Raw genomic sequence first — 15,363 nt, forward strand, 5'->3', positions numbered from 1 at the left:
TGAGCACTTGACGACAGTGTGGAGGCGACCGGCATGAACCTGATCACATGGAATATCCAGCGCGGCCGGACGCCCGGCGGCGACTGCAGCATCGCGCACACGGCCGCAAGCCTGCGCGCCGTGGCCGATGCCGATGTAATTTGCTTGCAGGAAGTATCGTCCGGCTACACCGACATGCCCGGCTGCGATGGCGCCAACCAGTTTGCGCTGCTGGCCGGGCATTTTCCCGCGCATGTGCCGGTGGCCGGACTGGCCTGCGACAGCGCGGGGGAGGGCGGCGCGCGCCGCATGTTCGGCAACATGATCCTGTCGCGCTACCCGGTATTGCAAGTGATTCGCCACGCCTTGCCATGGCCGCCCGACCCGGACGTGATGAGCATGCAGCGCATCGCGCTCGAAGCGACGCTCGATACCCCGCTCGGCCTGGTGCGCGTGACCACCACCCATCTGGAGTATTTTTCACGCCTGCAGCGCAGCGCCCAGGTGCAGCGCCTGCGCGACCTGCAGCGCGAGGCGGCCGCGCACGCCGCCCGTCCGAGGGCCGGCGCCGCCGCCGGACCGTTTTGCGCCATCCCGCGCGCCGGCGCCGCCATTCTCGCCGGCGACTGCAATTTCCTGCCCGGTTCCTGGGAATATCATTGTTTGCAAGCACCGTTTGACGATGGCACGCCCGCCTGGGCCGATGCCTGGCGCCTGCGTCATCCGGATCAGGCGCATGCGCCCAGCGTTTGCCTGCACGACCATCCCGCTCGCCCGGCCGATCCGTTCACCTGCGACTTCGTATTCGTCAGCGAAGACCTGGCCCCGCGCCTGGCGGAGGTCGGCGTGGCGAGGGACGACCTGGGCCCGGACCACCAGCCTTTGCTGGTCCGCCTGGATTGAGCGGCCCTGCGCACGGTTGGTTTTGTTGCATTCAAAACAGCTTGTCCTCATGTAAAATATAATGAAATTTATGTTATAGCAATACATATGATCGACGACAAATCCTATCCCTGTTCGGTACTGCTGATCGACGATGAGCCCTTCGCCGAGGACTTCATCGCGCATTGCCTTGAGGGTTGCTCCGACGTGGCCCTGCGTTACGCATCGCAGTCCGAGCGTGTCGTCGAGCTGGCCATCGAGGTCGATGCCACGGTGGTGCTGGTCGACTTGCGCATGCCGGGAGCTGACGGGTTCGACGTCATCCGTCTGCTGCGCCAGCATCGCGACACCGAGCATTTGCCGGTCATTTTGCTGTCGTCCGAAGAAGACGCCGAGATCAAGGCCCGCGCCTTTGCCTCGGGCGCCAACGATTACCTGGTCAAGTGGCCCGACGGGCGCGAACTGGCCGCGCGCGTGCGCTATCACAGCGGCGCCTACATCGCGCGCAAGCAGCGCGACGAAGCGTTCGTGTCGCTGCGGCGCAGCCAGGAAGAACTGGCGGCGAGCCAGTCGGCCCTGCACCAGGCCCAGAAGATGGAAGCGATCGGCCAGCTGACCGGCGGCGTGGCGCACGACTTCAATAACGTGTTGCAGATCATCGGCGGCAACCTGCAGTTGCTCAAGCTGCTCGGCGGCGTGAGCGACAGCGCGCGCACCCGCATCGATATCGCGCTGGCCGGGGTCGAACGCGGCGCCAGGCTGTCGGCCCACCTGCTGGCCTTCGCCCGCCGTCAGCCGCTGCAGGCGGTGGTGGTCAATCCGGGCGCGGTCCTGCGCGACATGGATGAAATGATGCGCCGCGTGCTCGGTCCGCGCGCCGTCATCGTCACCGACATCGAAGAGCAGCTGTGGAGCACCACGGTCGATCCGAGCCAGTTGAACAACGTGATTCTGAACCTGGCCATCAACGCGCGCGACGCCATGGCCGACGGCGGCACGCTTACCATCCGCGCGGCCAATGTGCCGGTCGGCTCGCCCATGCTGTCGGAACTTGCCAGCGGCGACTACGTGATGGTCGAAGTGGCCGATACCGGCTGCGGCATGCCGCAAGCGGTGTTGCAGCGCGCCTTCGAACCTTTCTTCACCACCAAGCCGACCGGGCAGGGCACGGGGCTCGGGCTGTCGATGGCGTACGGCTTCGTCAAGCAGTCGGGCGGCGAAATCCAGTTGAAGAGCGAACCGGGCGCCGGCACCAGCGTCAAGATTTTCCTGCAGCGCAGCGCCAGCGAACCGGAAGACACCGAGGACCACGTGCAAACGCCCCTGTTCGGCGGCCTGGAAACGATCCTGGTGGTGGAAGATGAAGAGGATGTGCGCACCAGCACGGTCGAACTGCTGTCCGCGCTGGGCTACCAGGTGTTCGAGGCCGAAGACGCGGCGCATGCCGTGGAACTGATCGACTCCGGCGCCAGGATCGACCTGGTGTTTTCGGATGTGATCATGCCGGGGAAACTGAGCAGCCTGGAATTGAGCGAAGTGGTGCGCACCAAGCTGCCGTCGGCGCAGCTGCTGTTTACGTCCGGCTATGCCGAAGGGGTGCTGGCGCACGAGGGCAAGCTCGATGCCAAGGTCAACCTGCTGCAAAAACCGTATAACGCCGATGTGCTCAGCGCGCGCATCCGCCACCTGCTCAGGCGGCGCAAGCCGGCCGGCGCCACCTCGCACTGAGCGCGGCCGCGCCGCCCGCCGTCGCCTATTGCGGCTTGACGTAGCGGTGCGACCCCGGCGGCGGCTCATTGAGCACCGCCCAGAAAATCCCCAGGTCGGCAATCGCGCGTACGAATTCCTCGAAGTCGACCGGCTTGACCACATACGCATTGACCCCCAGCTCATAGCTGCGCAGCAGATCCTGTTCTTCCTTCGACGAGGTGAGCATCACCACCGGAATGCTTTTCAGGTTGGGCGTGCTGCGGATTTCCTTGAGCACTTCCAGGCCATCGATTTTCGGCAGCTTCAGGTCGAGCAGCACCACGGTCGGATTGCCGACCTGGCGGGCGGCGTGCTCGCCGCGGCAGAAAAGGTAGTCGAGCGCCTCGGCGCCGTCGCGCGCGATGATGACTTCATTGGCCAGCTGGCTCTTTTCGAGCGCGATCAGCGTCAGTTCCAGGTCGTGCGGATTATCTTCGACCAGAAGGATGGGCTTTAACATGTATTACGTACCTTAAATATGGAGTTCTTTGGGGATGCTGAAGTAAAACGTGGCGCCTTCGCCCTGCACGCCGCTGGCCCAGACCCGCCCGCCGTGACGCTCGATAATGCGGCGCACATTGGCCAGGCCGATGCCGGTGCCCTGGAAGTCTTCCATGCGGTGCAAACGCTGGAACACGCCGAACAGCTTGTGCACGTAATCCATGTTGAAACCGGCGCCATTGTCGGCGATCGACAGCACCCATTCGGCGCCCTCGTCGCTGGCGCGGATGGTGATGACGGCGCGCTCTTTCTGGCTGGTGAACTTGAGCGCGTTCGAGAGCAGGTTATACAGCGCCAGCTGCACGAAGGTGGGGTCGGCGCGCAGCGCCGGCAGCGGGCCGATGTCCCAGTCGACCTGGCGCTGGCCGACGTCGAGCGTGAGTTTGTCGATGCAGGAGCGTACCAGGTCGCCCATCTGGACCAGGGTCGGACGCAGCGCGGCGCGGCCCATCTGCGAAAAACTGAGCAGGTCGTCGACCAGCTTGCCGGCCAGGCGCGCCGAATCCTTGATGTTGCGCAGGAAGCGCTGGCGCTTTTCCAGGTTTTCGCTGGTGGCCGGTTCCAGCAGCAGGTCGGAAAAGCCGACGATGTGGCGCAGCGGCGCGCGCAGGTCGTGCGACACCGAATACGAAAACGCTTCGAGTTCCTTGTTGGCGCGGCCCAGTTCTTCGGCCAGTTCGGCCATCTGTTCGGCGCGCTCGAGCGCGATGCCCAGCAGCGCCGTGCGAAACTCGATGGCCAGTTCGATCTCGCCGCCGTGCCATGGCGCGCTGGTGCCGGTGATGGTTTCGCGCCAGGTGGCGAAGCTGGTGCGCGGCGAGAGCTGCGCCATGGGCGCGGCGCGCTCCGCATCGCCGTCTTTCTGGTGCGGGTTGCCGGCCCATTCGACCGTGCGCACCACCTCGGGCCGGAACCACAGCAGGTAATGCTTGTGGATGCGCGAGACCGGCATGGCCAGCAGGCCCGCCGCGTTGCCGCACATGGCCGCCGCCGGCGGGTACAGCGCCGCCAGGTGGTCGGTGTGGAATACGTCGCCGTGGCAGTGCAGGTCGAGCCAGCCGACCAGGTCGCGAATCGCCTCTTCGCCGGGGGTGTCGCCGTAGGTCAGCAGGCGCTCGTCGAACACGATGGCGGCGCCGCCGGCGCGCGCGAACTGCAGCAGGGCCGGGAACACGCTGGAGAGGTTATCGATGAAGTCGGCACTCTGGGTCAGCCCGGCCAGCATCGACACCATGATGCGGCGCACGTCGAGGCGGAACTGCAGCTCGTTGGCGTCCTCGCGCGACTCGATGCACATGGCCAGGATCTGGCCCAGCTGCTCGCAGGCGGTGCGCTTGTCGAAAGCGACCGCGCAGGGCGTCGCGTGGTGGCACGAAATGAGCCCCCACAGCTGGCCCTTGACCATCAGCGACACCGACATCGAGGCCAAGGTGCCCATGTTGCGCATGTACTGCAGGTGGATCGGCGAGACGCTGCGCAAGGCCGCGAACGAGAGGTCGTTGGCGGCCCCGGTGACCGGATTGACGGGCGGGACCAGGCGCGCCGGCGTGTAATTGGCATCCTGGATCAGGCGGATCCGGTTAAGCATGTACAGCTCGCGCGCCTGGCGCGGAATGTCCGACGCCGGAAAGCGCTGCCCCAGGTAGGACGGGTAAGCGGCGTCACGGCATTCGGCCAGCACGTGTCCGTGGCCTTCCTCGTCGAACTTGTACACCATGACCCGGCCAAAGCCGGTGACGCGCCGGATTTCCTGGGCCGCCAGCTCGCACATGGCCTGGGCCGTGGCGCTGTCGCTCACCTTGAGCAAAAAGTCGCCCACCTGGCGGTGCAGGTGGCGGAAGTCGGCCGCCGATGCCCGTTCCACCGCCTCGAATTCGAGGATCAGCAGGCCGTCGTAGCAGTGCGCCAGCACGTCGAAATGGCGCGCCGGACCGATCCCCAGGGTGCACAGGTAGAGCGGGCGCTGGCCGATGCCGGCGGCCTCGATCTCGGGCCGCAGCTGCAGGCTGGCCTGCTCGCCGATCACGCCTTCGAGCGGCTGGCCGATGGCGCGCGCGGCGTCGGCCCCGATCATCTGTTCCAGATTGCCGCTCGCCTGCAGCACCTCCAGCGTGGGCGAGAGCGCCAGCAGGAAGCCGTGCGGCTGGATGCTGCCGGGCGTGCGGATCGGTTCCCTGTCGCAGCTCGACAAGTCCATTGGAGGATGTTCGGGGTTGGCCTGGCTCATGGAGGGGTTCCTGGCACGGGTCGGGGCGCCATATTTCAAAAGCATAATTTTACTGCATACACTATGTCGTGCCACGCACGTTAGCTGTGCTGAAAACAACTTTTCAGGTGTGCGGTTTGGCAACACGCATACCCCTTGCGCGCCGGTGCGCATGCGACAATTCCGAATGACCAGACAACCCGATTACCAGGCGCTGTTTCGCGCCTCCCCCTATCCCTATTTGCTGATGGATCTGGAGCTCAACATCATCGGCGCCAACGACGCGTATCTGCACGCGACCGGCCGCGACGAAGGCGATTTGCTGGGCCGTTACGTGTTCGATGCCTTCCCTGAAAACCCGGACGATCCCGGTTCGACCAACATCGCCGAGGTGCGCTCCTCGCTGCAGCGCGCCATTGCCAGCGGCAAGCCCGATACCACGGCCTTCCTGCGCTATTCGGTGCCGCGCGCCCCGGGGCTGGGCGGCGGCTTCGACGAGCGTTTCTGGAGCACCGTGCACACGCCCATCAGCGGTGCCGACGGCCAGACCGCTTTCGTGGCGCAAAACGCCATCGACGTGACCGAGCTGTACCGCTTCGACCGCCAGTCGCACGTGGCCTCGGTCGACCCGGACACCCGCCCGCTTGTGGCCGACGACCATTTCAACCAGGCCCAGATGCACCAGGCGATGAACCGCATCCTGATGGTCGAGCGCGGCCACCTGCGCGACCTGTTCAACCAGGCGCCCGGCTTCATCGCCGTGCTGACCGGCGAGCAGCATGTGTTCGAGATGGTCAACGAAGCCTACTACCAGCTGGTGGGACACCGTGAGCTGCTCGGCAAGCCGGTGTGGGACGCGCTGCCCGAAGTGCGTGGCCAGGGCTACGAGCAGCTGCTCGACCAGGTCTACCGCAGCGGCAAGCCGTTTGTCGGGCGCGGCCTGCGGGTGGCGGTGCAGCGGGTGGCGGACGGACCGGTCACCGAGAGCCATATCGACCTGCTGTACCAGCCGCTGTTCGACAAGGAAGGGCGCACCAGCGGCATCTTCGTGCAGGGCCACGATGTAAGCGAAGCGCACGCCGCGCAGCTGGCCAGCGCCGACAGCGCCGAGCGCCTGTCCGAGGGCATGAACGCGGCGCGCATGGTGGTGTGGGACTGGGAAATCGGCTCGGGCAAGATGGTGTTTTCGGATAACGCCGAACTGGTGCTGGGGCGGCGCGATCCCGATATCGACACGCTCAGCGAATCGATCCACCCGGACGATGTGGCGCGCATGCGCCGCGCCCGCGAGCGCGCCATCGCCGAGGCGGGCGGCTACGAAGAGATCGTGCGTTTCAGGCGCGCCGACGACGGGCGCATGCTGTGGCTCGACATCCGCGGCAAGGTGCGCTGCGACGCCGACGGCGAGCCGTTCGCGGTGCGCGGCGTGACACTCGACGTCACCGAGCGCCTGCGCGCCGAAGAAGACTTGCGCGACGCCCACCGGCGCAAGGATGAATTCCTGGCGATGCTCTCGCACGAGCTGCGCAACCCGCTGGCGCCGATCAGCTCCGCGGCCCAGCTGCTCAAGCATGTGCGCCTGGACGATGCGCGCCTGCGCGAGACGACCGATATCATCATCCGCCAGACCGCCCACATCACGGCGCTGGTGGACGACCTGATCGACGTCTCGCGCGTCACGCGCGGCCTCATTTCCACCGACCAGAAACCGCACGACATGAAGCGCATGATCGGCGACGCGGTCGAACAGGTGCTCCCGCTGATCGAAGGGCGGCGCCACCGGCTGGCGGTGCTGCTGCCGCCCGGCGCGGTGTCGGTGATGAGCGACCATAAGCGGGTGGTGCAGGTGCTGACCAACCTGCTCAACAACGCGGCCAAGTACACGCCCGACGGCGGCAATATCGTGCTCGAGCTGGCGCTGGACGGCCAGCACCTGGTGCTCACCGTGCGCGACGACGGCATCGGCATGGGCGCCGAACTGCTGCCGCGCGTGTTCGACCTGTTTACCCAGGGCGAACGCAGCGCCGACCGCTCGCAGGGCGGCCTGGGGGTGGGGCTGGCGGTGGTGCGCAGCCTGGTCGAACTGCACGGCGGCCAGGTCAGCGCCGCCAGCGAGGGCGTGGGCAAGGGCAGCGTGCTGACCGTGCGCCTGCCGCTGCTGGCCGGCCAGGCGCCGGCGCCCGCCCCAAGCGCGCAACGGCCGGCCGCGCCGCAGCGTCCACTGCGCGTGCTGGTGGTGGACGATAATCCCGATGCGGCACTGATGCTGTCGATGCTGCTCGAAGCGTCAGGCTACGACGTGCTCACCGAAAACGGCTCGCACGCCGGGCTGGCCAGCGCGGCGCGCCATGTGCCGGACGTGTGCATCCTCGATATCGGCCTGCCCGACATGGACGGCTACCAGCTGGCGCGCAAGATACGCGCGGCCGCCGGCATGCGGGGCGCGACCCTGATCGCGGTGACCGGCTACGGCCAGGAGCAGGACCGGCGCCTGGCGCTCGCCGCCGGCTTCGACCATCATCTGGTCAAACCGGTCGATTCGTCCGAGCTGGCGGCGCTGCTGCTGGCGCGTGCGGCGCGGCCCATGGAGGCGGGCAGCGCGTGATAAACTGGCGCTCTCCGATTGCACCTGCCCGCCGACCATGCCGCCATCGACGACAACGCTGCGCCTGATACTGGGAGACCAGCTCAATCCTCTGCACAGCTGGTTTTCCGAAGCGCGCGCCGACGTCGTCTACGTGCTGATGGAAGTGCGCCAGGAAACCGACTACGTCCACCACCACGCCCAGAAGATCATCGCCATCTTCGCCGCCATGCGCGCGCTGGCGCGCCAGCTCGAAGGCGAGGGCCACCGCGTGCATTACCTGCGCATCGACGATCCGGCCAACCTGCAAGCAATCCCCGCCAACATCGACGCGCTGCTGGCCCATTACGGCGCCACCCGCTTCGAATACCAGGAGCCGGACGAATACCGGCTCGACCTGCAGCTGGCCCACTACGCGGCGCGGCTGCCGGTGCCGGGAACGATGGTCGGCAGCGAACATTTCCTGACCGCGCGCGACGAGGCCGAACGCATCTTCGCCGGCCGCGCGCAGTGGCTGATGGAGCATTTTTACCGCCAGATGCGCCTGGTGCATGGCGTGCTGGTCGAACAAGGCGGCAAGCCGGCCGGCGGCCAGTGGAACTTCGATCACGACAACCGCAAGCCCTGGCGCGGCGCGCCGCCCGAACCGTTTGATGCGCGCGTGCAGCACGATCATTCGGCGCTGTGGGAGAGCATCCGGGCCGCCGGGGTGGACAGCTTCGGCCGCCCCGACGCGGCGCGCATCGTCTGGCCGCAGGACCGCGCCGAGGCGCTTACCCACCTGGATGCCTTTATCCAGCACGGCCTGCCGCACTTCGGCGACTACCAGGATGCGATGCACACGAGCGCTCCGCGCCTGTTTCATTCGATGCTCTCGTTCGCGCTCAATACCAAGATGCTGCACCCGCGCGAAGTGATCGCCGAAGCCGAAGACGCCTGGCGCGCCGGCCACGCGCCGCTGCACGCGGTGGAAGGCTTCATCCGCCAGATTCTCGGCTGGCGCGAGTATGTGCGCGGCGTGTACTGGGCCAATATGCCCGGCTACGGCGAGCACAATGTGTTTGCCCACACGACGCCGCTGCCGTCCTGGTTCTGGGACGGCAAGACGAAAATGCGCTGCCTGCGGCACGCCATCGGCCAGTCGCTCGACGCTGCGCATGCCCACCATATCCAGCGCCTGATGATTATCGGGAACTTTTCGCTGCTGGCGGGACTCGAACCGAACCAGGTGCATCAGTGGTACCTTGGCGTGTATGTCGACGCCTTCGAGTGGGTGGAGATGCCGAACACGATCGGCATGAGCCAGTTCGCCGACGGCGGCCTGCTGGCGACCAAGCCGTACGTATCGAGCGCGGCCTACATCGACCGCATGAGCGACTACTGCAAGGGCTGCCACTACGATAAAAAAGCGCGCCTGGGGGAGACGGCTTGTCCGTTCAATGCGCTGTACTGGAATTTTTTCGAGCGCAATGCGCAGCGGCTGTCGGGCAACCAGCGCCTGGGCATGGTGTACCGCAACCTGTTCAAGATGGATGACGCCGCGCGCGCCGCCTGCGGCGAGCAGGCGGCGGCGCTGCGCGCGCGGCTCGGGGAACTTTGACTTCGGTGTACAACTTTACGGGATCACGACCTTACGATGACATTACATATCGACACTCCACTTCTCGCTTCGTCGGCCATGAGCAAGCCGGACCAGACGGTCTGGCTCAAGATGGAAGCCTTGCAGCCGACCGGCTCGTTCAAGCTGCGCGGCATCGGCCACGCCTGCGAAGAGTACGCGCGGCGCGGGGCGAAACGCTTCATCTCTTCGTCCGGCGGCAATGCGGGTCTTGCCGCCGCGTATGCGGGCCGTCAACTGGGCCTGCCGGTGGTCGTGGTGGCGCCGGAAACGACCAGCGAGCGCGCCCGCGAACTGATGCGGCGCGAGCAGGCCGACGTGATCGTGCACGGCGCCTCGTTTCACGAAGCGAACGCGCTGGCGCTGTCGATGGTGGGCGAACATGACGCCTTCATCCACGCCTACGACGATCCGCTGCTGTGGACCGGGCACGCGTCCATGATCGATGAAGTGGCGCATGCCGGCGTGATTGCCGACGCGGTGGTGCTGTCGGTCGGTGGAGGCGGGTTGATGTGCGGCGTGATCGAAGGCTTGCGCCGCAATGGCTGGGACAAGGTGCCGGTGTTCGCCGTCGAGACCGACGGCACCGATTCGCTGGCGCAGTCGATCGAGGCCGACGAGCGCATCGAACTTCCACGCATTGCCAGCATCGCCACCACGCTCGGTTCGCGCCAGGTGTCGCAGGCGGCGTTCGACTGGACCCGGGTGCATCCGATGAGCAGCATGGTGGTCACCGACCAGGCGGCGGTGGCGGCCTGCATCCGCTTCATGGACGACCACCGGGTGGTGGTCGAGCCGGCCTGCGGCGCCTCGCTGGCGGTGGCTTACGCCGGCCGTCCTGAATTGAGCGCGTTCAAGAACGTGCTGGTGATCGTATGCGGTGGCGTGACCGCGACCGTGGCCCAGTTGCAGGCCTGGTCGCGCACGCTCAGCCCGTCATAATCCGTACAAAATGGCCGCGATCCCATCGTAGATCGGATACACGCGCGGCCCCTGCCTGGGCCAGCCGATCATGTCGAAGTGGTCGTAGGTCTTGTAATTGCGCAGGAAATTCCAGCTGCCGCGCACCGGCGTGCCATCGTAGTCGCGCGCCGGATGGCCCGCCGGCGCGCGCATGCTGACCGTGTTGACCACGCCATCGTTGGCGAACCAGTTGTGGTCGACCGGCACCCGGCCGGCGATGGCCAGCGCGTACGAGCCCATGCCGCGCTTGCCGGCCGACGGTATCACCCACTCGCCCGCGTACGGCCGGGTCAGCGACGCCATGTCGGCGCGCGGATACTGGAAGGATGGCTTCTGGAGCGGGAACAGCAGGCGGTCGGTGTTGTTGCAGCACGCGCTGCCGGCCTCGGTCGCCTGGTTGCTGATCGAGAAGTAATACACCGAGCGCGAGGTCTTGGCCCAGTCGTTGAAGGTGCGTGCGCCGTCGGGCGTCATTTCGGCCTGGGCCGAGTCGAAGTTGTCGCGGCTCGAGAACGGCGCGGCCAGCACGCGCTGGTGATACGCCTCCGACGGTTCGACCGAGGTGCTGCGCAGGCCGAACTGTTCGAGTCCGAAGTCGTGCACCGGCTGCGCAGCGTTGCCGATGCTGGCGAAGGCCGCGATGCCGCTTGCCAGTTGCGTGAGCGCCGCTCCCGATTCGCCCATGGCGTCACGCAGGCTGGTGCCGTCGTTGGGCGAGGAAATGGTGGTGGCGCTGACGACCCAGCCGGTCTTGCCACCCTTGTACAGCTCGCCGCCGCCTTCGTCGCCGTGAGGCGAGCCGTTTTCGAGCAGTTCGATCAGGGCGCGGATGGTCTGGCCGCCCTGGCTGTGGCCGACCAGGTGGATCGGGTGGCGCGCATCCCAGGCCGGGTACAGCGCGGCCGGGTAGCCCTGCGGATTGTTGGCCGGATCGGCGGCCCAGCATTTGCCCTGCGGCTGGCGCACGGCGCCAAAGCTGGCGAACTTGGCCGTGTGGCTGCTGCCGTAGTCGACGCAGCCACCCTTGATCTGGTAGTACAGTTCGGCCGCGCGGTCCCAGTTCGAGCTGATCGCACCGACCGAGGCGGCCCACACCTGGTGCTGGCCCTGATGGGTGCGCATGTGGCCGACGATATCGTCGAACCCGCCCCAGTATCTGAATCCGGTGCGGGTGTACTGTTCCGGGCCGAAGCCGAGGAAGCCGTGCACCAGTACGATCGGATAGTTGTTTGCTGCTGAGGCCGCTTGGAAGGCGCAGGAGAGGAAGAGAGCGGGAGCGAGGACTGCGCGGAGGATAGGTGACAACATGATTCTCTCCAGTCGAGAAAAAACGTCGGCACATTGTATATGCATTTAGCGCGCGCGCGCATTCGTCACGCATTCGTCGCGTGGCTGTGGCTGTGGCGTCACATCAGAGGCTGCCGGTGCCCGCGCCGCCGCTGTCGGCAACAGCGTCGCTGGAGGCCAGCTTGCCTTGCCACACCACGTAGTCGTCGACCGAGTACAGCTGGCACGGCTGGCCGCTGGTGCGTGCGCAGGCGGCCAGCGCGCGCGTGTGCGGATCTTCCCCTTCCTCGGCCCAGCACCAGGCCCCACTGGGCGAGACGGCAAAGGCGCGCGGGGTCATCTTGTGCAGATACTCGCGGTAGGCGGCGCGACCCTTTTCGCTCAGGTAGGGCACGGCGGCGATATCGTCGACGCGGGCAAAATCGGTTTTCGGCACGGTCGGCGCGTCGGCCACGGCGACCACTTCGCTGGTCGGCATGCCGATCTGCTGCAGGAAGCGTTCGGTTTCGCGCCACCAGATGCCGGCGCCGTCGCGGCTGGCGATCATGCCGTGCGCGTCGCGCTTGAAGACGCCGAATTCGACCAGGCGCGCCTTGCCGCCGGCACGCTCGAAGGCCGCGTGCATGCGCGCCACCAACTCCGGCCCGAACAGCGAATCGTTCACGCCATACATCCACAGGCTGGGAATCCTGTTGCCGGCGCCGTAGTTGGCGAAGGCTTGCACCAGTTGCGCGCGCCAGTCGCAGCGGTCGGCGTCGTCGCGCAGGCCGCCGGCGAAATTGATCAGGCCGCGCACGCCGGGGACGTCGCGCGTGCCGAGGGCGATGGTGGCCAGGCCGCCGTACGACTGGCCGGCGACGACGATGCGTGCGGGATCGACCCAGCTCTGGCGGCGCGCGAAGTCGATGGTGTCGAGCACATCGCTGGCCTGGGCGTAGCCGTTGGCGGTCATATTGCAGCCATGGTCGGCGTAGCTGCCGGTGGAACCGGCAAAGCCGCGCCGCATCGGCACCAGTACCGCATAGCCGCGCTTGACGAAGGCGGTCGCCATGTAGATGAAGCGCTCGCGGGTCTGCTTGCGCGGCTCGCCCGACTCCTTGCCGTGGTTGATGATCAGTAAGGGAAACGGGCCGGCGCCGTTGGGCCGGAACACCGTGGTTTGCAGTTCCGACAGCCTGGACGGACCGGCCGGAACGGCGATCACCTGTTCGTTGAGGCGGTAGTCGAGCGGCAATTCCTGTTCGATCGCCACCGACGGCAGCAAGGTGAAGCCGGTCACCAGGGCAGTCAGGAGCAGGCGCAGGGGGCGGGGAAAAACGGTAGCGATGGTGGGCTCCGATGGATTGGATTGCCTAAAGGAATGATCTGATTCTATTCAGGTAGATACTCCTGAGCAATACCGGAATGGCAATTTGGGGCAGACCGTGCGAAAAATAGTTATGGATTGCACGCTTTGTTGCCGGGATGGTCGTGGCTCCCGGGGTTGATGCCGGATATCAATGAAATATTTCTTATTAGAAATTTTTCTCGCGATACCAGAGCGCAGGTGTTAACATGCGCGTGCTGTCAAATTCAGGGCTTGCGCCCTTCGCCAACATGAAAAATCTCACACCTGGAATCGGCCTGACGCGCGGCCATTTGACGCCCGAGCGTCGGCACCCACTGCGGCTGGCCCGGTGAATGCCCCGGCGCAGAAGGGACAAGCCGGGCCGGCCCGGCGCAGCGTCTGTGCGCATTGCGCGCGGCCTGTTGTGGCCTGCATTTGCCGCTGGATCAGTGCGGTCGAGAGCGCGGTGCGGCTGCTGATCCTGCAGCATCCCATGGAAGTGAGCAACGCCAAGGGCAGCGCGCGACTGCTGCACCTGAGCGTGGCGGGCAGCACGCTGGTCGCGGGCGAGGTGTTCGATCCGGCACAGCTCGGCGAACTGCTGACGGTTGAGGGCCGGCGCGCCGTGCTGCTGTATCCCGACACGCCGGACGACAAGTCGCTCGGCATGCCGGCGCCCCCGCCGCTGCCGCCGGAGCTGTTGCACGCGCCTGAGCAGCTGCTGCTGGTGGTGCTTGACGGCACCTGGCGCAAAAGCCGCAAGATGCTTTATCTGAACCCCTTGCTGCATGCGCTGCCCCGTCTGCCGCTGAACGATATGCCACCATCGCGCTACCGCATTCGCAAGGCGCACGCGCCGGACCAGCTATCGACGCTGGAGGCCGCTTGCCATGCTTTGGGCGAGATCGACGGCGACCATGACAAGTTCCTGCCGCTGCGCCGCGCTTTCGATGATCTCATCGATGCGTTTGTGCTGCATCAAGGCCGGATTTGAACACTGCTTGAACAAGCGGCAGCACCGACGTAGAATACTGTATGTTCATACAGTTAAATGGGTGCTGCGGTGACCGATCACGACAAGGACTTTGAAGAAAGCGTCATGCTCCCGCCGCGCCCGCTGGCGGCGCAGAAGGGGCGCGGGGCCGTCACCAACCTGCAGGGTCGCTACGAAATCAACGCGCGCGAGCGCTTCGACGACGGCTGGGTGCATGAAGACGGCGAGGACGAGGCGCCGGCGCCGTTCCGCACCCAGGTAACTGACGAGTTCGCCAAAACCATCCTCAGCCGCAACACCTCGCCCGACATTCCCTTTAATGTGTCGCTCAACCCCTACCGCGGGTGCGAGCACGGCTGCATCTATTGTTTTGCGCGGCCATCGCACAGTTACCTGGGTCTGTCGCCCGGGCTGGACTTCGAGAGCCGCCTGTTCGCCAAGGTCAACGCGCCCGATTTGCTGCGGCGCGAGCTGGCCAAGCCATCCTACGTGCCCGAGCCAATTGCCCTGGGTGTGAACACCGACGCTTACCAGCCGTGCGAGCGCGGGCTGGGAATCACCCGGCGCGTGCTGGAGGTGCTGCACGATTGCGAGCATCCGGTGGCGCTGATCAGCAAGTCGTCGCTGATCGAGCGCGACATCGACCTGATCGCGGCCATGGCGGCGAAAAACCAGGCGATTGCGGCCGTCACCGTCACCACGCTCGACCCGGACATTTCGCGCACGCTGGAGCCGCGCGCGGCGGCACCGGCCCGGCGTCTGCGCACGATCCGGCGGCTCACGGACGCCGGCATCCCGGTTCGCGTCAGCGTCGCGCCGGTGATTCCCTTCGTTACCGAGCCCGAGCTCGAACGGGTGCTCGAAGCGGCGCGCGACGCCGGGGCAGTGAGCGCGCACTACGTCGTGCTGCGCCTGCCGTGGGAGGTCAATCCGCTGTTTCAGGAATGGCTGCAGGCGCATTTTCCGGAACGGGCGCAGCGCGTGATGAACCGGGTGCGCGAGATGCGCGGCGGCAAGGACTACGACAGCGACTTCAGCAAGCGCATGCACGGGGAGGGCGTGTGGGCAGATCTGATACGCCAGCGTTTCGTCAAGGCGGTGGAGCGGCTGGGCATGAACGCCACCGGCGGACGCTTTGCGCAACTCGATGCCTCACGGTTCAAGCGGCCGCTGGTGGTGCCGACGGCGCCGGCCAAGCAATGCGGCAACGCGACGGGGCAGCTTGATTTGTTCGGCTAGTGCCGTTAGCCCGATGGGGTGATTTTCGCTGCAT

11 protein-coding genes are annotated in these 15,363 nt (G+C 66.2%); 7 read left to right on the top strand and 4 right to left on the bottom strand.

All coding sequences use genetic code 11. The annotated features are described in order from the left end of the window. Positions 1–33 precede the first annotated feature (33 nt). Positions 34–882, top strand: a complete 849-nt coding sequence (locus RBA40_RS00640; protein WP_306645114.1) for an endonuclease/exonuclease/phosphatase family protein — start codon at positions 34–36, stop codon at positions 880–882. An 87-nt stretch (positions 883–969) separates the two neighbouring features. Then, positions 970–2,589: a response regulator gene (locus RBA40_RS00645; RefSeq protein ID WP_306645115.1), complete on the top strand. Its 1,620-nt coding sequence runs from the start codon at positions 970–972 to the stop codon at positions 2,587–2,589. Between the two features lie 25 nt (positions 2,590–2,614). Here the strand turns inward: RBA40_RS00645 and RBA40_RS00650 are convergent, their stop codons facing one another. Both RBA40_RS00650 and RBA40_RS00655 read right to left on the bottom strand, forming a co-directional pair. Beyond that, positions 2,615–3,070: a response regulator gene (locus RBA40_RS00650; protein WP_306624529.1), complete on the bottom strand. Its 456-nt coding sequence runs from the start codon at positions 3,068–3,070 to the stop codon at positions 2,615–2,617. A gap of 12 nt (positions 3,071–3,082) precedes the next feature. Then, positions 3,083–5,338 (bottom strand): ATP-binding protein, encoded by a 2,256-nt coding sequence (locus tag RBA40_RS00655; RefSeq protein WP_306645116.1) that lies wholly within the window; start codon positions 5,336–5,338, stop codon positions 3,083–3,085. Positions 5,339–5,504: 166 nt separating this feature from the next. On the opposite strand from RBA40_RS00655, the gene RBA40_RS00660 reads away from it, so the two are divergent. The 3 genes from RBA40_RS00660 to RBA40_RS00670 are packed head-to-tail and all read left to right on the top strand — an operon-like array spanning position 5,505 to position 10,461. Next, the gene (locus RBA40_RS00660; RefSeq protein WP_306645118.1) at positions 5,505–7,922 is read left to right on the top strand and encodes a PAS domain-containing hybrid sensor histidine kinase/response regulator; all 2,418 of its coding nucleotides are present in this window, start codon (positions 5,505–5,507) and stop codon (positions 7,920–7,922) included. Between the two features lie 37 nt (positions 7,923–7,959). Continuing rightward, positions 7,960–9,501: a cryptochrome/photolyase family protein gene (locus RBA40_RS00665; RefSeq protein ID WP_306645119.1), complete on the top strand. Its 1,542-nt coding sequence runs from the start codon at positions 7,960–7,962 to the stop codon at positions 9,499–9,501. Positions 9,502–9,537: 36 nt separating this feature from the next. After that, a complete protein-coding gene (locus tag RBA40_RS00670) occupies positions 9,538–10,461 on the top strand; it encodes a pyridoxal-phosphate dependent enzyme (protein WP_306645120.1) in 924 nt (307 codons plus the stop codon). Here the strand turns inward: RBA40_RS00670 and RBA40_RS00675 are convergent. After that, entirely contained in the window at positions 10,456–11,790 is a 1,335-nt protein-coding gene (locus tag RBA40_RS00675; RefSeq protein ID WP_306645121.1) for an esterase/lipase family protein, read from the bottom strand. The two genes, RBA40_RS00670 and RBA40_RS00675, sit on opposite strands and share 6 nt — an antisense overlap. Before the next feature lie 103 nt (positions 11,791–11,893). Further along, entirely contained in the window at positions 11,894–13,048 is a 1,155-nt protein-coding gene (locus RBA40_RS00680; protein WP_306645122.1) for a dienelactone hydrolase family protein, read from the bottom strand. Positions 13,049–13,520: 472 nt separating this feature from the next. On the opposite strand from RBA40_RS00680, the gene RBA40_RS00685 reads away from it, so the two are divergent. Continuing rightward, positions 13,521–14,090: a tRNA-uridine aminocarboxypropyltransferase gene (locus RBA40_RS00685; protein ID WP_374710445.1), complete on the top strand. Its 570-nt coding sequence runs from the start codon at positions 13,521–13,523 to the stop codon at positions 14,088–14,090. A 105-nt stretch (positions 14,091–14,195) separates the two neighbouring features. After that, positions 14,196–15,329 carry a PA0069 family radical SAM protein gene (locus tag RBA40_RS00690; RefSeq protein WP_306645124.1) on the top strand — a complete coding sequence of 378 codons (1,134 nt, stop codon included), beginning with the start codon at positions 14,196–14,198 and terminating at the stop codon, positions 15,327–15,329. Positions 15,330–15,363: the final 34 nt, after the last annotated feature.

The organism is Massilia pseudoviolaceinigra, assembly GCF_030846505.1.
GTDB classification, from domain to species: Bacteria; Pseudomonadota; Gammaproteobacteria; order Burkholderiales; family Burkholderiaceae_D; genus Telluria_A; species Telluria_A violaceinigra.

Bases quoted from the DNA above. Each gene is read 5' to 3' on its own strand.
- RBA40_RS00640 (WP_306645114.1), top strand. From the start codon at position 34: ATGAACCTGATCACATGGAATATCCAGCGCGGCCGGACGCCCGGCGGC.
- RBA40_RS00645 (WP_306645115.1), top strand. From the start codon at position 970: ATGATCGACGACAAATCCTATCCCTGTTCGGTACTGCTGATCGACGAT.
- RBA40_RS00650 (WP_306624529.1), bottom strand. From the start codon at position 3,070: ATGTTAAAGCCCATCCTTCTGGTCGAAGATAATCCGCACGACCTGGAA.
- RBA40_RS00655 (WP_306645116.1), bottom strand. From the start codon at position 5,338: ATGAGCCAGGCCAACCCCGAACATCCTCCAATGGACTTGTCGAGCTGC.
- RBA40_RS00660 (WP_306645118.1), top strand. From the start codon at position 5,505: ATGACCAGACAACCCGATTACCAGGCGCTGTTTCGCGCCTCCCCCTAT.
- RBA40_RS00665 (WP_306645119.1), top strand. From the start codon at position 7,960: ATGCCGCCATCGACGACAACGCTGCGCCTGATACTGGGAGACCAGCTC.
- RBA40_RS00670 (WP_306645120.1), top strand. From the start codon at position 9,538: ATGACATTACATATCGACACTCCACTTCTCGCTTCGTCGGCCATGAGC.
- RBA40_RS00675 (WP_306645121.1), bottom strand. From the start codon at position 11,790: ATGTTGTCACCTATCCTCCGCGCAGTCCTCGCTCCCGCTCTCTTCCTC.
- RBA40_RS00690 (WP_306645124.1), top strand. From the start codon at position 14,196: ATGCTCCCGCCGCGCCCGCTGGCGGCGCAGAAGGGGCGCGGGGCCGTC.